Here is an 18,384-nt window from a genome sequence, read left to right as displayed (position 1 = left end):
CAGGATGCAGGCCGCCAAGGCAGCGTAAGTGGATAATTGTCCAACCTTCGGGGGGCATACCAAAGAGCTGGTGGAAGCCATGCATTCCATTCTTGAAACCACTCTGCAAGACACCGGGCACGCCATTCGCAGTGTGCATGCCAAGGCACACGGGTCACTTCGCGGGCAGATTCAGGTCTATGACGACCTGCCCGAGCCGCTGGCTCAAGGCGCGTTTGCGAAACCTGGAAATTTCCCGCTCTTCATGCGGTTCTCAACCAACCCGGGGGATATTCTTGACGACAAGGTCTCAACGCCCAGGGGGCTGGCGATCAAACTTGTGGGTATCGAAGGCACGCGCTTGCCCGGCAGCGCCGACGCATCGACCCAGGATTTCGTCATGCAGAACGCCAAGGCCTTTACTGCCAGGGACCCCAAGGCTTTTTTGAAAACCTTGAAGTTATTGGCCAAAACAACTGACAAAGCGCCGGGCATGAAGAAGGCATTGTCTGCAGTCCTTCGCGGTATCGAGTCCGCTATCGAGTCTGCCGGGGCGAGAGTGGCACACTGAGAAGTCTCGGCGGGCACCCGATGACTCATATTCTCGGCGAGACGTTCTACACCGTCGTACCTTTTCTGTAAGGGCCCTACTACGCCAAGCTGAGCGTAGTCCCCATTTCCGCAGAGTTGATGGCGCTGACCGACAAGGCTGTGGACCTGAAAGACAAGCCGGATGGCCTGCGTGAAGTAGTCAAAGCGTTTTTCCTCGAAAACGATGCCAGCTGGGAGGTTCGTATCCAGCTGGCCACGGACCTGGAGAAGATGCCGGTAGAGGATGCGTCGGCGATCTGGCCGGAAGACCTCAGCCCCTACGTGGCAGTCGCTCGAATCGATGTCCCCCGCCAATCCTCGTGGTCAGAGCAAAGCATTCAGGAAATCGATGAAGGCATGTCATTCAGCCCATGGCATGGTCTTGAGGCGCACCGTCCGCTGGGCGGAGTGATGCGAGTGCGCAAACCTGCCTACGAACACTCGGCGGGCTTTCGCAGTCAGCACAATGGGTGCCCGATGCACGAGCCACGGGGTTAACAGGTCAATCGGCCCGAGGTTAGATCCTTATGGCGATGGCTCCCGTTTCATCAGTGCGCATCTGATGAAACGGAACAGCCTTCAGGCAAATACGACTTCAACTCGCGGCCGAGAGCGTAGCCAGATACGTCCTGCATATCCTGAAGGTCTCAACCAATGCGCCTCCCTCCCGAACCTGACAATTGCGCACACAAAGTATGCAGGCTCGCGCAACAGCCAAGCGCTCTTTGAGCATAAATCCTCTCCTCGCCTGACATACGTCGCAATTCTCATCCAAACGCTGGTCATCGCGCCCGCTCACCGCTAGAATTGCGCACTTTTTGATCAGAGGCGCAGCAAGCGCCCAGTCAGCGCCTGCGCTTCGCGTTCGGGTGCCCTTCACGCCGAGGTTTGCCATGTCCACCGTCACCACGCCGTCCGCCCCAAAGGTCGGATTCGTTTCACTGGGTTGCCCGAAGGCACTCGTTGATTCCGAACGCATCCTGACCCAGCTGCGCATGGAAGGTTACGAAGTCGTTGCGACCTACGAGGATGCCGACGTGGTCGTGGTCAATACCTGCGGCTTCATCGACACCGCCAAGGCCGAGTCGCTGGAAGTGATCGGCGAAGCAATCAAGGAAAACGGCAAGGTCATCGTGACCGGCTGCATGGGCGTTGACGCAAATGTCATTCGCGATGTGCACCCCAGCGTGCTGTCGGTGACCGGCCCGCAGCAGTACGAACAAGTGGTCAACGCAGTGCACGATGTCGTGCCGCCCCGCAAGGACCACAATCCGCTGATCGACCTGGTGCCACCGCAAGGCGTCAAGCTGACCCCGCGCCACTACGCGTATCTGAAAATTTCCGAAGGCTGCAACCATAGCTGCAGCTTCTGCATCATCCCGTCGATGCGCGGCAAGCTGGTCAGCCGTCCGGTTGGCGATGTACTGGATGAGGCCAAGCGTCTGGTCAAATCCGGCGTGAAGGAGCTGCTGGTTATTTCCCAGGACACCAGCGCCTATGGCGTTGACGTCAAATACCGCACCGGGTTCTGGGACGGCCAGCCGGTCAAGACCCGCATGACCGAGCTGTGCCAGGCGCTGGGTTCGATGGGCGTCTGGGTTCGCCTGCATTACGTTTACCCGTACCCGCACGTCGACGAACTGATTCCGCTGATGGCGGCCGGCAAGATCCTGCCGTACCTGGACATCCCGTTCCAGCACGCCAGCCCGAAAATCCTCAAGCTGATGAAGCGGCCAGCCTTTGAAGACAAGACACTGGCACGCATCAAGAACTGGCGCGAGCAGTGTCCTGATCTGATTATCCGCTCGACATTCATCGTCGGCTTTCCCGGTGAGACCGAAGAAGACTTCCAGTACATGCTGGACTGGCTGACCGAAGCCCAACTGGACCGCGTCAGCTGCTTCCAGTATTCGCCGGTTGAAGGTGCTCCTGCCAATCTGCTGGATGCGGCCATCGTGCCGGATGACGTCAAGCAGGACCGCTGGGATCGCTTCATGGCTCATCAACAGGCAATCAGCGCTGCGCGCCTGCAAATGAAGATCGGCAAGGAAATCGAAGTACTGATCGACGAAGTCGATGATCGTGGCGCCGTAGGCCGCTGCTTCTTCGATGCTCCGGAAATCGACGGCAACGTGTTCATCGGTCTGGAAGAGGGCAGCACCGTTCAGCCAGGCGACAAGATCATGTGCCGCGTTACCGATGCTGACGAATACGACCTGTGGGCCGAGATGCTGTAAGCACAGCCCCTTGCCGTAACCGAAAGCCCTGCCCTTGAACCGGCAGGGCTTTTTCGTCTCTGGCCGTTGTCTATGCAAGACTGGCCGAAAGGAGAACGCGAGATGCGGTTATATACCCCGGACACCAACGATTACCCGGAGATGAGCGAGGTGTGGGAGCGCTCGGTGCGCGCCACCCATGACTTTCTACCGGACGCCTACATCATCAGGCTCAAGGGGTTGCTGACACAGTATCTGGACAGCGTGACGCTGTTCTGCACCCGGGATGAGCAGCTCAACATCACGGGCTTCGCGGGCGTGAACAAAAACCGACTGGATATTCTGTTCATCGACCCGAACCATCGCGGGAAAAAGCTGGGCACGCAGCTGCTGACCCACGCAATCGAGCACTTCGACATCCGTGAACTGGACGTCAACGAGCAGAACACTCAGGCACTGGGGTTTTACCTCCGGCATGGTTTCGACGTTGTCAGCCGTTCTGAAGTCGACGGTTTGGGTCAGCCTTATCCGATGCTCAGAATGCGCCTGACCCGTCGTAACTGACATCGATTACAGCGCAAATGCAATGTTGCCGCGATTAACCAGCGTGAGGCGGTTACAATGGCGCCTTTCCCATCAGTAAACGGCTTTTCTTCATGACAGACCCCATTCGCCTTTCCAAACGCCTTATCGAGCTGGTCGGTTGCTCCCGCCGGGAGGCCGAACTGTTTATCGAGGGTGGCTGGGTTACTGTGGACGGCGTGGTCATCGAAGAGCCGCACTTCAAGGTCAGCACCCAGAAAATCGAGCTCAGCCCGGATGCCAAGGCCGACTCCCCTGAACCGGTCACGATAATCCTGCACAAGCCTGCCTCGGCAAGCGCCGAAGAGGCTTTGCAGATGATCACGCCGGGCACGCTCTCGGTCGAGCACAGCTACAGCAAGCGTCCGCTCAAGGGCCACTTCATGCGCCTTGAGGCGATTTCAAGCCTGCAAGCCAATGCCAGCGGCTTGATGGTGTTCAGCCAGGACTGGAAAATCCTGCGCAAGCTCACCGATGACCGCAGCAAGATCGAGCAGGAATACGTGGTGGAAATCTCGGGCGAAATGGTTGCTCATGGCCTGAACCGGCTGAATCACGGCCTGACCTACAAAGGCAAGGAACTGCCCGCCGTAAAGGCCAGTTGGCAGAACGAGAACCGCCTGCGCTTTGCAATGAAAAACCCGCAGCCCGGCATCATTGCCCTGTTGTGTGAAGCCGTTGGCCTGAAGATCGTCGCCATTCGTCGCATCCGCATCGGCGGCGTGTCCATGGGCAAACTGCCCGAAGGCCAGTGGCGCTACATGACGACCAAGGAAAAGTTTTAACTCCCTCGGCACCCGACCTATTACCGCGCGCATGATCACCGTCATGCGCCGCCATACGACTTATCAGGAAACACGCCTCATGATGAACAACGACGTACTGCGCAGCGTGCGCTACATGCTCGATATCAGCGACAGCAAGGTTGTCGAAATCATCGGTCTGACCGGTTTTGAAGTGTCCAAAAGCGATGTCATCGCTTTCATGAAGAAAGAGGAAGAAGAGGGCTATCTGGATTGCAGCGATGAAATCATGGCGCATTTTCTCGATGGCCTGGTTTACTTCAAACGTGGCAAGGACGAAAGCCGTCCGCCGCAGCCGATTGATCTGCCGATTACCAACAACATTGTTCTGAAGAAACTGCGCGTGGCCTTCGAACTGAAAGAAGACGACATGCATGCCATCCTGAAATCCGCAGAATTTCCGGTTTCCAAGCCAGAGCTGAGCGCACTGTTCCGCAAGGTCGGACACACCAACTACCGCGCCTGTGGCGATCAACTGCTACGCAATTTCCTCAAGGGTCTGACCCTGCGCGTGCGTGGCTGAACCGGTCGGCACCATGAGTTACAACGTCTCCCCTGTCGGCTTCGTACGCTCCTGTTTCAAGGAGAAATTCGCCATCCCCCGCCAGCCACAGCTGGCCCCGGCAGCACGTGGAGTGCTGGAGTTGGTGGCGCCTTTCGATCAGGGTGAGGCTGTTCAAGGGCTGGAAGAGGTCAGTCATGTCTGGCTGCTGTTTCTGTTCCATATGGCGCTGGAAGACAAGCCGCGCCTGAAGGTTCGCCCTCCGCGTCTGGGCGGCAACCAGTCGATGGGGGTATTTGCCACGCGCGCGACGCATCGCCCCAATGGCATCGGCCAGTCGGTGGTCAGGCTGGACAAAGTCGAAGCCGGTCGCCTGTGGCTGTCCGGCATCGACTTGCTGGATGGCACACCAGTGCTGGACATCAAGCCATACGAACCCTACGCCGATGCAATCGCCGAGGCGACCAACCACATCGCCAGCGCTGCGCCGGCCCTGATACCGGTGCAGTGGCAGGACGCCGCCCTGCTGCAGGCTCGCGAACACGCACTACGCCTGAGTGAGCCGCTGGTCGAGCTGATCGAGCAATGCCTGGCGCAGGACCCGCGCCCGGCCTATCAGCTACCGACGCCGGAACGCCGCTACGGCGCTCAATTCTGGGATCTGGACGTACGCTGGCACTACCGGTGTGATTTGCGTGCTTGAAGTCCTGCTGGCCTGAAGGGATGCCAGCGACAAATCCCGAGCAATAAAAACCCGCCTGATCCCTTCAGGGACGAGGCGGGTTTTGTAAGGCCAACTTACTTCTCGACGAATGCACGCTCGATCAGATAGTCGCCGGGCTCACGCATGCGTGGCGAAACGGTCAGACCAAAGCTGTTGAGCACTTCGCTGGTCTCGTCGAGCATGCTCGGGCTACCGCACAACATGGCGCGGTCGTCCTGTGGGTTGATCGGTGGCAAGCCGATATCGCTGAACAGTTTGCCACTGCGCATCAGATCGGTCAGGCGACCTTCGTTCTCGAACGGCTCGCGGGTGACAGTCGGATAGTAGATCAGCTTGTCACGCAGCGCTTCACCAAAGAACTCGTTCTGCGGCAGATGCTCGGTGATGAATTCGCGATAGGCGACTTCGTTCACGTAACGCACGCCGTGGCACAGGATGACTTTCTCGAAACGCTCGTAGGTTTCAGGGTCCTGAATCACGCTCATGAACGGCGCCAGGCCAGTACCCGTGCTCAACAGGTAAAGATGTTTGCCCGGCTTGAGGTCGTCCAGCACCAGCGTACCCGTAGGCTTTTTGCTGATGATGATTTCATCGCCTTCCTTGAGGTGCTGCAACTGCGAGGTCAGGGGACCGTCCGGCACCTTGATGCTGAAAAATTCCAGATGCTCTTCCCAGTTCGGGCTGGCAATCGAGTAGGCGCGCATGAGCGGACGACCGTTTGGCTGCTGCAGACCGATCATGACGAACTGACCGTTCTCGAAACGCAAACCAGGGTCGCGGGTGCACTTGAAACTGAAGAGGGTGTCGTTCCAATGGTGGACGCTGAGGACACGCTCGTGGTTCATGTTGCTCATGTACGTGAAGACTCCTGAAAAAATAGTGCGCGCAGAAGCACTGCGCTATTGCGCGACATTCTAGTGGCAGACACAATATCTGTTAAATGAATTATCAAGATATAGGTTATCGGTTATATAGATATGCGATTTACTCTCCGCCAGCTCCAAGTGTTCGTTGCCGTCGCCCGGCAGGAAAGCGTCTCCAAAGCAGCCGTGCTGCTTTCGCTTTCGCAGTCGGCTGCCAGCACCTCCATCACCGAGCTGGAGCGCCAATCGAGCTGCCAGCTGTTTGACCGCGCCGGCAAGCGGCTAAGCCTTAATGCCACGGGCAGGCAATTACTGCCGCAGGCCGTCGCTCTGCTGGATCAGGCAAAGGAAATCGAAGACCTGCTGAACGGTAAATCAGGCTTTGGCTCGCTGGCAGTCGGGGCCACACTGACGATTGGCAATTATCTGGCGACCCTGCTGATCGGCGGCTACATGCAGCGTCACCCGGAAAGCCAGGTCAAACTGCACGTCCAGAACACCGCGCATATCGTGCAACAGGTTGCCCACTACGAGATTGATCTGGGCTTGATCGAAGGCGATTGCAGCCACCCGGACATCGAAGTGCAGTCCTGGGTCGAAGACGAACTTGTGGTGTTCTGTGCTCCACAGCATCCACTGGCCAAACGCGCCCATGTAACGCTGGAAGAACTGACCCATGAAGCCTGGATACTGCGAGAGCAAGGTTCAGGCACGCGTTTGACGTTCGATCAGGCCATGCGTCACCACCGCAACGGGCTGAATGTCCGACTGGAGCTGGAACACACCGAAGCCATCAAGCGGGCAGTGGAATCCGGACTGGGCATTGGCTGCATTTCCAGACTGGCGCTACGCGACTCGTTTCGTCGCGGCAATCTGGTGGAATTGGCCACGCCTGAGCTGGATCTGGCACGTCAGTTCTATTTCATCTGGCACAAACAGAAATATCAGACGTCAGCCATGCGCGAATTCCTCGAACTGTGCCGCGCGTTCACCGCCGGAGTGAAGCGCAGCGACGAGATCGTGCTGCCAAGCCTGTATTGAACAAGCCCTAACCCAGCAGCACAATGCCCCACACCAGAGCGATCATGCTCAAGGCGATGAACTGGGCAGCGCTGCCCATGTCCTTGGCGTTCTTGGACAACGGGTGCAGGTCCAGAGAGATTCGGTCGATGGCAGCCTCTACAGCTGAGTTGAGCAATTCTACAATCAGGGCCAGCAGGCAAACGGCGACCAGCAAGGCATGCTCGGCCTTGCTGACGTGCAGGAAAAACGATAGCGGGACCAACACCACGTTAAGCAGTACCAGCTGGCGGAAAGCGGCTTCGCCTTTGAAAGCAGCTGACAGACCGTCCAGAGAATAGGCTGCGGCATTGAGGATACGTTTTAGACCGGTTTGGCCTTTGAAGGGCGACATAGAGAGGCTGCTGTGTAAAAAAGATGAGGAAAGCTAAGGCACTAAAGGTCAAAAAAGCGTGAATGCTCGCAACCTGAACACCGTTAACTGGACGAGATGGACTCAAGCTGCTGTAACAACAACGCTGCCTGAGTTCGCGTGCGTACGCCAAGCTTGCGGAAAATCGCCGTGACGTGCGCCTTGATAGTGGCTTCGGAGACGCTGAGTTCTGAGGCAATCTGCTTGTTCAGCAGCCCCTCACAGACCATCGTCAATACTCGAAACTGCTGGGGCGTGAGGCTGGCAAGGCCAGCGCTTGCAGCCTTCGCTTCATCCGAAACACTGATCACTTCATTGACCTGCGGCGGCCACCAGACGTCGCCATCGAGCACGGTGCGCACCGCCTGCTGAATGACTTCAAGGGGGCTGGATTTAGGAATGAACCCGCTGGCACCAAATTCTCTGGAACGCACCACTATCGACGCCTCTTCCTGAGCCGAAACCATCACCACCGGTATCTGCGGATATTGGCCGCGCAACAGGACCAGCCCGGAGAAGCCATAAGCCCCTGGCATGTTCAGGTCCAGCAGAACCAGATCCCAATCAGCCTTCTCTCCCAGACGGGATTCAAGCTGGGCAATGCTTTCTGCCTCGACGAGCCGCGCTTCAGGCCCCAGGCCAATGCTCAGCGCCTGATGCAGCGCACTGCGAAACAGGGGATGATCATCAGCGATCAGGATGTCGTAGGTCATGTAGTGATCCTGTTTTTATAGTGAGGGCCGACAGAATCGGCCACCCAGCAAGACTGGCGAATGCGCATCGCGACAACCCGAAAAGAGCGTCGGTGCCACACCAGACAAGATGAATCGGCTTCCAGGCGGCGCCAAGCATGCCCAGCAAGACCATGACGGTCAAGCGCGAAGCGTCATTGCCCGAGAACATGGATGGCAATTAGCCCATACAGGGCAGATCCGCAACACTGCGTGATAGAAAGCCTTCAAATAAAAGCCTTCAAATGAGTGTGGGCCGCGTCGTCAGGGTCTATCGGCTTGAGGTACTTGGCACCCAGATAATGAGCGCTGAACACATCCAGATAAGCATCCAGTACACCACTGGCGCAGGTATCCCCGGCCAGCTCCAGACAAAGCGCGGCGACTTCGGCAGTACAGAAGTGATCGTCTCGCCTTGATCGGCGCAAACGGTAACGCGAGATCTGCTCGGGCTCCAGCGTCAACACCGGAAACCTTTCCAGATACGGGCTTTTGCGGAACATCTTGCGCGCTTCGGTCCAGGTGGCATCCAGCAGAATGAACAGCGGACGCTTGCCATCCATGCGCGACACCTTATTGACCACACGCTCCTCGGCAACGAATTCACCAGGAAAGACGATGTAGGGCTGCCACTGCGGATCGTCCAGCAAGGCGAGCAATTGCTCGTCGACATCTATTCGCGACCAGCCGAAGGCGTGGGTGTCCTTGATGACATCGGCGATCAGCCAGCCGGTGTTGGTCGGCTTCAAAGGCTCGGTGTCGTACATCAGCAGGCACATGCCTGACTCGGCAGTCACGGCAGGTCGCCACGCGCACAGGCAATAACTGGAGATAACCCGGCAATCCGGACAGCGCGGCGCGCGCGAACCGCGAGCAATAAAGGGCTTGGTACTGCGGGCCAGACGCTCGTCGCGCAGACGGGAAACGGCATGACTCATTACAGGACACGCCTGCGGGGGGAATACATCGACACCACAAAGACTCGGCAGGATTAAAGTGCGCGCAGTTTATCAGAGCCCCGGCACTTCAACCCGCTTTCGGTCCTCGATCTGTTCCCGCTTCAGAGAGACCGTGTTGAAACGGGTACAGCCCCTAGGCCCGATGAAGACTCCTGCTCTATACTGCTGCGCCATTGCAACCCGCGTTATCGGCGGGCTGCCCGGAACGCACTTTGAAGTCGCTGGTCCAACGGCCAGCCACTTAATCAGGAGAGTTTATGCTGCGCCTTATCGTACCCACCCTTACGCTTTTGCTCGTTGCTCCGCTATGCGCCCAAGCGGCGTCGAAACAGGAGTTCGAACTCAGCAAGATGCTGGAAAAAGTGGCTAAGGAAAGCAGTGTCGGCACGCCAAGAGCGATCAACGAAGACATCCTCGATCAGGGCTATACCGTCAGTGGCAACGAATTGATCAACCACTTGAGCGTACGCGAAGGTCAGGCCCAGCAAATGCGCGCCAACCCGGACGTGATGCGCAACCAGTTGGGCAACAGCGTTTGCCACAACAACGGTTTCCGCCAGTTGATGACCAAGGGGGCCGTCCTCAAGTATCAGTTCACCGAGTACAAGACCAACCGCCCGGTTGCGACCCAGACCTTTCAGGCGTCGGATTGCACTGTAAAGCCGAAAAAGTAAGTACCCTCGGCACCTGGCACCCTCCCCGCGCGCCTGTCCCTCAGGCGCGTCAGTTCAGCAACGCTCAAGACATCCTGCAATGAATCCGCCCTGGCAATGAACAGGGAATGGGTAGCCTTTCTCTGCAAACCTGGACATCATCGATTCAACACGCCCCACCGGGCCATTGATTCTGCAGGAGGATAAACCCCGAATGCCGTATGTACCTGACGATCTTCTATCCCGACACTTTCAAAGCAACGGGCTCGACCTGACCAGCAAAATTGAAGAGCACATCAACGAGGTTGCTCCTGGTACCAGAAACCTGCCGCTGTATCGCGACATGATGCTCACGGTGCTACGCATGGCCCAGGACGACCGCAATCGCTGGGACGTCAAGATAACGCTGCAAACCCTGCGCGAACTGAACAAAGCCTTTCGGGTGCTCGAGCGCTTCAAGGGCCGCCGCAAAGTCACCGTATTCGGCTCTGCTCGCACCCCTCAAGAGCACCCCCTTTACGCACAGGCCAGAGAGCTGGGCGAAAAGCTTGCCCGCTCGGACATGATGGTCATCACCGGCGCAGGTGGCGGCATCATGGCGGCAGCCCACGCAGGTGCAGGTCTGAAACACAGCCTGGGGTTCAACATTACCCTGCCCTTCGAGCAGCACGCCAACCCTACGGTGGAGGGCACGTAAAACCTGCTGCCTTTCCACTTCTTCTTCACACGCAAGCTGTTCTTCGTCAAGGAAGCCGACGCACTGGTGCTGTGTCCAGGCGGGTTTGGAACCCTGGACGAAGCGCTGGAAGTGCTTACATTGATACAGACCGGCAAAAGCCCTCTGGTGCCCGTCGTGTTACTGGACACCCCTGGCGGCAGCTTCTGGCAAGGTGCACTGGACTTCATCAAAAACCAGTTGCAGGACAACCACTACATTCTGCCAGCCGATATGAAACTGATGAGACTGGTCTACAGCGCCGATGACGCCGTGGAAGAGATCAACCAGTTTTATGGCAACTTCCACTCCAGCCGCTGGCTGAAGAACAAGTTTGTGATCCGCATGCGCTACGCGCTCAGCGCGAAGGCTCTGGAGCACATGCAGGAAGCTTTCGCCGATCTGTGTATCAATGAAAACTTTCATCAGCACAGCTATCAGGGCGAGGAGCACGATGAAGTTCAATTCAGTCACCTGACACGACTTGCGTTTACCTTCACAGGACGCAATCAGGGCAGGCTTCGTGAACTGGTGGACTACATCAATCAACAGGAAAACTGGAAAGACGCCTCAGCGACAAGAGATGGCGCGCAGGATCAAGCGCCACAGAAAACGCTCTGATACCTCAGTCATCCCCGCCACGGCCGCTTAACAAGCGGCCGATCATATCCAGCGGATAGCCGCGATAACTCAGAAACCTTCCCTGCCTGGCTCGCTCACGAGCATCAACAGGCAAAGCACCGGCAAACTTGCGCTGCCAGAGCTCGTGAAGCTTCTCCTGCCAATCCACACCACATTCCCTGAGCGCCTGCTCAATGTCGGCACGTTGCAAGCCACGCTGATTCAGCTCTTCTCGAATACGAACAGGACCGTAGCCCGAACGTGCCCGGTAAGAAACGAAGCTTTCAAGGTAACGGGATTCAGAGAGCAGGCCTTCCTCGACCAGACGGTCGAGTGCTGCATCGATAAGCTCAGGGGGAGCGCCGCGCTGACGCAGTTTACGCGTCAGCTCGACCCGACCGTGCTCGCGACGTGCGAGCAGGTCCATTGCAGTGCGCCTTACGGCGACAGGTGTATCAAGTACGACAGGCATGACTATCAGATATCAGCGTCTGCTTCGGCCATATCATCAGCAACGGCAGCTTCGCGGGAACCGACAGCTTTGGTGTCGACGCCAGGGGTGAGCAACTTGTCGCGAATCTGCTTCTCGAGCGCTTTGCAGATTTCCGGATTGTCTGCCAGGAATTTGGCCGAGTTGGCTTTACCCTGACCGATCTTGCTGCCCTGGTAGCTGTACCAGGCGCCGGACTTCTCGACAAAACCATGCAGAACGGCCAGATCGACGATTTCACCGTTCAGGTAGATACCCTTGCCGTAAAGAATCTGGAACTCGGCCTGACGGAATGGCGGAGCCACCTTGTTCTTCACGACCTTGACGCGGGTTTCGCTGCCGACAACCTCGTCGCCTTCTTTCACTGCGCCTGTACGGCGGATGTCCAGACGTACCGAAGCGTAGAACTTCAGGGCGTTACCACCGGTAGTGGTTTCCGGGCTACCGAACATCACGCCGATCTTCATGCGGATCTGGTTGATGAAGATCACCAGGCAATTGGCGTTCTTGATGTTACCGGTGATCTTGCGCAGCGCCTGCGACATCAGACGTGCCTGCAGACCCACGTGCATATCACCCATTTCGCCTTCGATCTCTGCCTTAGGCACCAGCGCAGCAACGGAGTCGACAACGATGACGTCGATGGCGTTGGAACGTACCAGCATGTCGGTGATTTCAAGCGCCTGCTCACCGGTGTCCGGCTGCGAAACCAGCAGGTCGTCGACATTGACGCCCAGTTTGCCGGCGTATTCCGGATCAAGCGCGTGCTCGGCGTCGACAAACGCACAGGTAGCACCCATTTTCTGGGCTTGCGCGATGACCGACAACGTCAGCGTGGTTTTACCGGAAGACTCTGGACCGTAGATTTCCACGATCCGGCCTTTCGGCAGACCGCCGATGCCCAGTGCGATATCCAGACCCAGCGAACCGGTGGAGATGGCAGGAATAGCCTGGCGATCATGGTCGCCCATGCGCATCACGGCACCTTTACCGAACTGACGCTCGATCTGACCCAAGGCCGCAGCCAAGGCTTTCTTCTTGTTGTCGTCCATTGAAGTCCTCACGTAATCAAATTCAATTAGGGCCTTGATGGCCACAACACCTGTATAAGTAGACAGTATTATTCCACAGCGATGAGCGCGCGCCTACCCCTGTTTTGGCATTTCTCCACGCGCAAGCTGTATAAGCCCTTGCAGCGCGGCTTCGACCGTCTGTCGACGGACCTGATCCCGGTCGCCATCGAACTGGCGACGCTGTGCGACAAGCGCATCATCCTTGCCCCAACACAGCCATACGGTACCGACCGGTTTATCCGGCGAACCACCGCCAGGCCCTGCAACACCGCTGACTGCGACGGCGAATCGCGCGCCGCTTTCACGCTGCGCACCTCGCACCATGGCTTCGACAACAGGCTGGCTGACCGCCCCGGCCTCTACGAACAGTGCCTCGGGCACGCCAAATTGCCGGGTCTTCTGGGCATTTGAATAAGTCACATAACCCGCTTCGAACCACGCCGAGCTGCCAGCGATGCGTGTGATCGCTTCGGCGATTCCGCCTCCCGTGCAGGATTCGGCGGTGGTCACTTGAGCGTTCATTGCGCCGAGAAGCCTGCCAAGCGTATTGGCCAGCCCGGTTATCTCGTCCACGGTGTCCTCGTTCATGCTGGAAGCCTGTAAAAGTGATTCCTGAGACAAGGCAGCCACCTTGAAGCGGGTCTGCCATTGCCGGTTTATCGCGCATCTTTCCTGCGTTCCGGCTTTTTGACCGTTTCGACCGTCGTTTCTCTCGGCCTTTTTCTGGCTTCTTCCAGCGGGATGAAGCGACCGTTGACGGAATCCCTTGCTCGTTTGTTTTTCATATAAAAGTCCTTTTTTATCGCGTGCCGCCCGGTTATAGAGTAGCAGCGATGAAAGTCTATACGCCAAATCGAGGTTGATGGCTGTCAGGAAACGCCCGGTCACCAATAAGCGGAAGGTACGCTCTAACTGCACCGCATGATTGAGCGTGATAACCTTGCGACCATCGCACATACCCGGCAGACGCCCCTCGATTCAAGGAGGGACCACCCGTCATGCCTCAAGGTTGCCTCACTCCTCTCAAGAACTTGCCTAAGCCACTGATGAATAAAGCAATTTCCGACCTTTCCTCACATACTCCGATGATGCAGCAGTACTGGAAACTCAAAAACCAGCACCTGGATCAACTGATGTTTTACCGCATGGGCGATTTCTACGAGATCTTCTATGAAGATGCGAAGAAAGCCGCCAAGTTGCTGGACATCACCCTGACCGCGCGCGGTCAGTCGGCAGGCCAGAGCATCCCCATGTGCGGGATTCCTTATCACGCCGCCGAAGGCTATCTGGCCAAACTGGTTAAGCTGGGCGAATCGGTCGTGATCTGTGAGCAGATCGGCGACCCGGCCACCAGCAAGGGCCCGGTGGATCGTCAGGTGGTCCGCATCATTACGCCCGGAACCATCAGCGACGAGGCGTTGCTCGATGAGCGCAGGGATAACCTGATTGCCGCCGTACTGGGTGACGAACGCCTGTTCGGCCTTGCCGTGCTGGACATTACCAGCGGCAACTTCAGTGTGCTGGAGATCAAGGGCTGGGAGAATCTGCTGGCCGAGCTTGAACGCATCAACCCGGTCGAGCTGTTGATTCCGGACGACTGGCCGCAAGGTCTGCCTGCCGAAAAACGCCGTGGTGCGCGACGTCGTGCGCCGTGGGATTTCGAGCGCGACTCAGCCCATAAAAGTCTGTGTCAGCAGTTTTCAACCCAGGACCTGAAGGGTTTTGGTTGCGAAAACCTGACACTCGCCATCGGTGCTGCGGGCTGCCTGCTCAGCTACGCCAAGGAAACCCAGCGTACCGCCCTGCCCCACTTGCGCAGCCTGCGCCACGAACGCCTCGACGATACGGTAATCCTCGACGCAGCCAGTCGGCGTAACCTGGAGCTGGACACCAACCTGTCCGGTGGCCGCGACAATACGCTGCAATCGGTCATGGACCGCTGCCAGACGGCGATGGGAACGCGGCTGCTGACCCGCTGGCTGAACCGGCCGTTGCGCGACCTGACGATTCTTCAGGCACGCCAGACGTCCATTACCTGCTTTCTGGAGCGCTACCGCTTCGAGAACCTGCAGCCTCAGCTCAAGGAAATCGGCGACATCGAGCGGATTCTGGCGCGTATCGGCCTGCGTAATGCGCGACCACGAGACCTTGCGCGTCTGCGCGATGCCCTGAGCGCTCTGCCCGAACTGCAACAGGCGATGACCGATCTTGAAGCACCGCACCTGCAACAACTTGCGCAGACCGCCAGCATCTATCCGGAACTCGCTGATCTGCTGCAGCGCGCGATCATCGACAATCCGCCTGCCGTGATACGCGACGGCGGTGTTCTGAAGACTGGTTACGACGCTGAGCTGGATGATCTGCAATCGCTGAGTGAAAACGCCGGTCAGTTCCTGATCGATCTGGAAGCCCGCGAAAAGGCCCGTACCGGTCTTGCCAACCTGAAAGTCGGTTACAACCGCGTGCACGGCTACTTCATCGAGTTGCCGAGCAAACAGGCCGAGCAGGCCCCGGCTGATTACATACGCCGCCAGACCCTCAAGGGGGCCGAGCGCTTTATCACGCCCGAGCTCAAGGAATTCGAAGACAAGGCGTTGTCGGCCAAAAGCCGCGCACTGGCACGTGAAAAGATGCTCTACGAAGCGCTGCTTGAAGACCTGATCGGCCATCTAGCGCCGCTGCAGGACACGGCAGCGGCGCTGGCTGAGCTGGACGTGCTGAGCAACCTTGCGGAGCGCGCGCTGAATCTGGACCTCAACTGCCCACGGTTCGTTGCCGAACCCTGCATGCGCATCGAGCAGGGCCGCCACCCGGTCGTAGAGCAGGTACTGAGTACCCCGTTTGTCGCCAACGACCTGGCGCTGGACGACAGCACGCGCATGCTGGTCATTACCGGCCCGAACATGGGCGGTAAATCGACCTATATGCGTCAGACGGCGCTGATTGTACTGCTGGCGCATATCGGCAGTTTCGTGCCCGCTGCCAGCTGCGAACTGTCGTTGGTCGACCGGATCTTCACCCGTATCGGCTCCAGCGACGACCTGGCCGGTGGACGCTCGACGTTCATGGTCGAAATGAGCGAAACGGCAAACATCCTGCACAATGCCACTGACAAAAGCCTAGTGCTGATGGACGAAGTCGGACGTGGCACCAGCACCTTCGACGGCCTTTCTCTGGCTTGGGCAGCGGCGGAATGTCTGGCGCAACTGCGTGCTTATACACTGTTCGCGACGCACTATTTCGAGCTGACAGTGCTGCCGGAAAGCGAACCGCTGGTGACCAACGTGCACCTGAATGCTACCGAGCATAACGAGCGGATCGTCTTCCTGCACCGCGTACTGCCAGGACCAGCCAGCCAGAGCTATGGCCTGGCCGTGGCCCAGCTTGCGGGCGTTCCGGGCAAGGTCATCACGCGCGCCAAAGAGCATCTGCAGCGCCTGGAAACCACCAGCCTGCCGCACGAACAGCCTAAAGCCAAGCCCGGCAAACCCGCGGTCCCGCAGCAGAGCGATATGTTTGCAAGCCTGCCTCATCCGGTGCTCGACGAACTGTCCAAGATCAAAGTCGACGATATGACCCCGCGGCAGGCGCTGGATTTGCTATACACATTGCAAACTCGCCTGTGACGCGAAGCGTTACATACTGTTAGAATCCCGCGCGGTTTGGGACGCTCTCGGCTTTTAGCCTGGTCGAGGCGTTTTTCGAGCCGCGTGAAAATGCAGCGAACCATCGGTAGGTGGCAGGGACAGGTAGCAGACGACGCAGTCTTACCGCTTCAAGGCCACCCACCAAAAGCACGTGTTTTCATAGGGCCGGGAAACCTCCCGAACCTGGCACCCCTGTCTGGAAGGGCTCTGCCGCAGCCGCCTGAGGAGAAAATTAGAAATGACCTTCGTCGTCACCGACAACTGCATCAAGTGCAAGTACACCGACTGCGTAGAAGTCTGTCCGGTGGACTGCTTTTACGAAGGCCCGAATTTCCTGGTGATCCACCCGGACGAGTGCATCGACTGCGCGCTCTGCGAGCCTGAGTGCCCTGCCGTGGCCATTTACTCGGAAGACGAGATTCCTGCTGGCATGGAAAACTTCATCGAGCTCAACGCTGAGCTTGCCGAGGTCTGGCCCAACATCACCGAAAAGAAAGATGCGATGCCGGATGCGGCAGAGTGGGATGGCAAAACCGGCAAGATCGCTGATCTGGAACGCTAGATTCCAGACAGACAAAAGGCCCTCGATAGGGCCTTTTTTGTATGCGTCCGCTGAACACATGTTGCGTGATTAGGAGGATGCCCATCCAAGCTTAAGACATGCGCCTGTCAACTACGAGCTGTCTTTTTTGACAGGTGATTGTCACATCCGTTTATCTGAAAGCCTACTTCTCAAAACCCGCAATGATGAGATTGACATAGACCAGCAACAGCTCCCTTGGGCACTGTGCCCAAGGGAGCGAATTTCTATCAGCCAACTGTCTGATAGAAATTTACTCTGGCCTCGTCAAGGTAGTCGAGGATTTTGGACGGCAAACGTTCAGTCGGCTTAGCCGGGCCGAAGGCTTTGTAGAGAGTCTCGAAATGGGCATGCAGATCTTCGACGCTTTCCCATTGCTCATTCAGGAAAAAGCGATTTGCATTCTCTTCGTCCCGATGCCATTGGTAGACCACTGCCTTATCATGCTGAAAGGTGAGTTTTTGCGATACGGCTGCGATGTCGCGGTAAAACTCTTCGGTTTTGCCGTCTTTGATAGTGCCGCTGAAAACCATATAAAGCATGTCGTGTCCTGCCGTCCGAGTACGATTCTCCGAACATGTCACAACAAGAGGCACAAAACGCTTTTAACGCATTGTCCAACGACCCGGAAAACCATACTCGCGCATTACGAAAAATAAAATCCACGACAAATAGTAGCTCTCATCATGAAAGAGAGGAAACACCCAGAGAAGCACGCGAACGTATGGAGAAAAACCCTGATGCCTGGAGCGAAAACTCCTATCACTCAGGCTTACTACGCAGCCCGGAAAACCATCGCTGGGTGACGGCAATGGACATCGCCATCGGCCAGGCTAAATGCTTGGATGATCCGGCAATGCGTGATGTTTTGATTGCGATTGCAGATTGGAAAATTGACAAAAAAGTATTCGAGCATATTGAAAAGTTACCTGGCTGGGTGCGATTGAGCAATAAAGCACAGGCCCTGGTAAAGGCTAGCAATGATTATTATGTAAAAGGTAAATTTCCGCCCTCAAGTTTAGTGCCTCTCACACCCCCACCTTTGGTCGGCCCTGCTTTAAATGCGGGAGCTGTCGAATGAAAGGCCGCCAATCGACAAGTCTAATCCGACCAAGCTTGAAGCCTTATCTAGGTTTTGTACGAAAAGTATTGCCGCATACAACGTAGGCTACAAGCCAGCGTGACCATGGCTGCGTAGCTCTTGGCCAGCTTGTCGTAGCGAG

17 protein-coding genes and 4 pseudogenes are annotated in these 18,384 nt (G+C 57.3%); 12 read left to right on the top strand and 9 right to left on the bottom strand.

Annotated features, from left to right (window positions below):
- Positions 1-58: 58 nt before the first annotated feature.
- From AO277_RS01660 to tsaA, 6 genes and pseudogenes are all read left to right on the top strand, one after another.
- Positions 59-1,068: pseudogene (locus tag AO277_RS01660) on the top strand (catalase family protein); the annotation flags it as partial.
- A gap of 395 nt (positions 1,069-1,463) precedes the next feature.
- Positions 1,464-2,807, top strand: coding sequence for a 30S ribosomal protein S12 methylthiotransferase RimO (gene rimO, locus AO277_RS01650; protein WP_044319405.1), 1,344 nt, complete (start codon positions 1,464-1,466; stop codon positions 2,805-2,807).
- Between the two features lie 102 nt (positions 2,808-2,909).
- Positions 2,910-3,350: a GNAT family N-acetyltransferase gene (locus AO277_RS01645; protein ID WP_002554676.1), complete on the top strand. Its 441-nt coding sequence runs from the start codon at positions 2,910-2,912 to the stop codon at positions 3,348-3,350.
- A 92-nt stretch (positions 3,351-3,442) separates the two neighbouring features.
- Positions 3,443-4,153, top strand: a complete 711-nt coding sequence (locus AO277_RS01640) for an rRNA pseudouridine synthase (RefSeq protein WP_002554677.1) — start codon at positions 3,443-3,445, stop codon at positions 4,151-4,153.
- A 79-nt stretch (positions 4,154-4,232) separates the two neighbouring features.
- Positions 4,233-4,694 carry a YehS family protein gene (locus AO277_RS01635; RefSeq protein ID WP_002554678.1) on the top strand — a complete coding sequence of 154 codons (462 nt, stop codon included), beginning with the start codon at positions 4,233-4,235 and terminating at the stop codon, positions 4,692-4,694.
- Between the two features lie 13 nt (positions 4,695-4,707).
- Positions 4,708-5,376 (top strand): tRNA (N6-threonylcarbamoyladenosine(37)-N6)-methyltransferase TrmO, encoded by a 669-nt coding sequence (gene tsaA / locus AO277_RS01630; RefSeq protein ID WP_161795805.1) that lies wholly within the window; start codon positions 4,708-4,710, stop codon positions 5,374-5,376.
- 95 nt (positions 5,377-5,471) lie between these two features.
- Here tsaA and fpr read toward each other — a convergent pair whose 3' ends face one another.
- Positions 5,472-6,251, bottom strand: a complete 780-nt coding sequence (gene fpr, locus AO277_RS01625; protein ID WP_002554680.1) for a ferredoxin-NADP reductase — start codon at positions 6,249-6,251, stop codon at positions 5,472-5,474.
- Between the two features lie 123 nt (positions 6,252-6,374).
- Here fpr and AO277_RS01620 point away from each other — a divergent pair, with 123 nt between their 5' ends.
- Complete coding sequence (locus AO277_RS01620) at positions 6,375-7,301, top strand: LysR family transcriptional regulator (RefSeq protein WP_002554681.1); 927 nt, start codon at positions 6,375-6,377, stop codon at positions 7,299-7,301.
- A gap of 7 nt (positions 7,302-7,308) precedes the next feature.
- Here AO277_RS01620 and AO277_RS01615 read toward each other — a convergent pair whose 3' ends face one another.
- The 3 genes from AO277_RS01615 to AO277_RS01600 all read right to left on the bottom strand — a co-directional run bounded on the left by AO277_RS01615 (position 7,309) and on the right by AO277_RS01600 (position 9,361).
- On the bottom strand, positions 7,309-7,674 hold the full coding sequence (locus AO277_RS01615; RefSeq protein ID WP_044319406.1) for a diacylglycerol kinase: 366 nt from the start codon (positions 7,672-7,674) through the stop codon (positions 7,309-7,311).
- An 83-nt stretch (positions 7,675-7,757) separates the two neighbouring features.
- A complete protein-coding gene (gene erdR / locus AO277_RS01610) occupies positions 7,758-8,405 on the bottom strand; it encodes a response regulator transcription factor ErdR (protein WP_002554683.1) in 648 nt (215 codons plus the stop codon).
- A gap of 245 nt (positions 8,406-8,650) precedes the next feature.
- The gene (locus AO277_RS01600; protein WP_002554684.1) at positions 8,651-9,361 is read right to left on the bottom strand and encodes a tRNA-uridine aminocarboxypropyltransferase; all 711 of its coding nucleotides are present in this window, start codon (positions 9,359-9,361) and stop codon (positions 8,651-8,653) included.
- Between the two features lie 278 nt (positions 9,362-9,639).
- Between AO277_RS01600 and AO277_RS01595 the strand changes: the two genes are divergently transcribed.
- Positions 9,640-10,056 (top strand): quorum-sensing-regulated virulence factor family protein, encoded by a 417-nt coding sequence (locus AO277_RS01595; RefSeq protein WP_002554685.1) that lies wholly within the window; start codon positions 9,640-9,642, stop codon positions 10,054-10,056.
- Between the two features lie 193 nt (positions 10,057-10,249).
- Positions 10,250-11,371 (top strand): annotated as a pseudogene (locus AO277_RS01590) (LOG family protein).
- Between the two features lie 4 nt (positions 11,372-11,375).
- On the opposite strand, the gene recX reads toward AO277_RS01590, so the two are convergent.
- From recX to AO277_RS01575, 3 genes are all read right to left on the bottom strand, one after another.
- A complete protein-coding gene (gene recX / locus AO277_RS01585; protein WP_005743450.1) occupies positions 11,376-11,843 on the bottom strand; it encodes a recombination regulator RecX in 468 nt (155 codons plus the stop codon).
- A gap of 5 nt (positions 11,844-11,848) precedes the next feature.
- Positions 11,849-12,913, bottom strand: coding sequence for a recombinase RecA (gene recA / locus AO277_RS01580; RefSeq protein ID WP_004657925.1), 1,065 nt, complete (start codon positions 12,911-12,913; stop codon positions 11,849-11,851).
- 93 nt (positions 12,914-13,006) lie between these two features.
- Positions 13,007-13,507 (bottom strand): CinA family protein, encoded by a 501-nt coding sequence (locus AO277_RS01575; protein ID WP_080899304.1) that lies wholly within the window; start codon positions 13,505-13,507, stop codon positions 13,007-13,009.
- Between the two features lie 485 nt (positions 13,508-13,992).
- Between AO277_RS01575 and mutS the strand changes: the two genes are divergently transcribed.
- Together mutS and fdxA are read left to right on the top strand one after the other, a co-directional pair.
- A complete protein-coding gene (mutS, locus tag AO277_RS01570) occupies positions 13,993-16,560 on the top strand; it encodes a DNA mismatch repair protein MutS (protein WP_161795806.1) in 2,568 nt (855 codons plus the stop codon).
- Between the two features lie 259 nt (positions 16,561-16,819).
- Complete coding sequence (gene fdxA / locus AO277_RS01565) at positions 16,820-17,143, top strand: ferredoxin FdxA (protein WP_002554692.1); 324 nt, start codon at positions 16,820-16,822, stop codon at positions 17,141-17,143.
- 248 nt (positions 17,144-17,391) lie between these two features.
- On the opposite strand, the gene AO277_RS01560 is transcribed toward fdxA, so the two are convergent.
- The gene (locus tag AO277_RS01560; RefSeq protein ID WP_044319409.1) at positions 17,392-17,703 is read right to left on the bottom strand and encodes a putative quinol monooxygenase; all 312 of its coding nucleotides are present in this window, start codon (positions 17,701-17,703) and stop codon (positions 17,392-17,394) included.
- An 8-nt stretch (positions 17,704-17,711) separates the two neighbouring features.
- Between AO277_RS01560 and AO277_RS01555 the strand changes: the two are divergent.
- Positions 17,712-18,242 (top strand): annotated as a pseudogene (locus AO277_RS01555) (effector protein Tle3 domain-containing protein); the annotation flags it as partial.
- A 47-nt stretch (positions 18,243-18,289) separates the two neighbouring features.
- On the opposite strand, the pseudogene AO277_RS01550 reads toward AO277_RS01555, so the two are convergent.
- Positions 18,290-18,384 (bottom strand): annotated as a pseudogene (locus tag AO277_RS01550) (IS5/IS1182 family transposase); the annotation flags it as partial.

Source organism: Pseudomonas amygdali (assembly GCF_002699855.1).
Lineage (GTDB): Bacteria > Pseudomonadota > Gammaproteobacteria > Pseudomonadales > Pseudomonadaceae > Aquipseudomonas > Aquipseudomonas amygdali.
The sequence above is the reverse complement of the archived record's forward strand: the minus strand, read 5'-3'. Positions and strand labels throughout refer to the sequence as shown.

Bases quoted from the DNA above. Each gene is read 5' to 3' on its own strand.
- AO277_RS01595 (WP_002554685.1), top strand. From the start codon at position 9,640: ATGCTGCGCCTTATCGTACCCACCCTTACGCTTTTGCTCGTTGCTCCG.
- rimO (WP_044319405.1), top strand. From the start codon at position 1,464: ATGTCCACCGTCACCACGCCGTCCGCCCCAAAGGTCGGATTCGTTTCA.
- AO277_RS01645 (WP_002554676.1), top strand. From the start codon at position 2,910: ATGCGGTTATATACCCCGGACACCAACGATTACCCGGAGATGAGCGAG.
- AO277_RS01615 (WP_044319406.1), bottom strand. From the start codon at position 7,674: ATGTCGCCCTTCAAAGGCCAAACCGGTCTAAAACGTATCCTCAATGCC.
- fdxA (WP_002554692.1), top strand. From the start codon at position 16,820: ATGACCTTCGTCGTCACCGACAACTGCATCAAGTGCAAGTACACCGAC.
- fpr (WP_002554680.1), bottom strand. From the start codon at position 6,251: ATGAGCAACATGAACCACGAGCGTGTCCTCAGCGTCCACCATTGGAAC.
- AO277_RS01560 (WP_044319409.1), bottom strand. From the start codon at position 17,703: ATGCTTTATATGGTTTTCAGCGGCACTATCAAAGACGGCAAAACCGAA.
- recX (WP_005743450.1), bottom strand. From the start codon at position 11,843: ATGCCTGTCGTACTTGATACACCTGTCGCCGTAAGGCGCACTGCAATG.
- erdR (WP_002554683.1), bottom strand. From the start codon at position 8,405: ATGACCTACGACATCCTGATCGCTGATGATCATCCCCTGTTTCGCAGT.
- AO277_RS01635 (WP_002554678.1), top strand. From the start codon at position 4,233: ATGATGAACAACGACGTACTGCGCAGCGTGCGCTACATGCTCGATATC.
- AO277_RS01600 (WP_002554684.1), bottom strand. From the start codon at position 9,361: ATGAGTCATGCCGTTTCCCGTCTGCGCGACGAGCGTCTGGCCCGCAGT.
- recA (WP_004657925.1), bottom strand. From the start codon at position 12,913: ATGGACGACAACAAGAAGAAAGCCTTGGCTGCGGCCTTGGGTCAGATC.
- tsaA (WP_161795805.1), top strand. From the start codon at position 4,708: ATGAGTTACAACGTCTCCCCTGTCGGCTTCGTACGCTCCTGTTTCAAG.
- AO277_RS01620 (WP_002554681.1), top strand. From the start codon at position 6,375: ATGCGATTTACTCTCCGCCAGCTCCAAGTGTTCGTTGCCGTCGCCCGG.
- AO277_RS01640 (WP_002554677.1), top strand. From the start codon at position 3,443: ATGACAGACCCCATTCGCCTTTCCAAACGCCTTATCGAGCTGGTCGGT.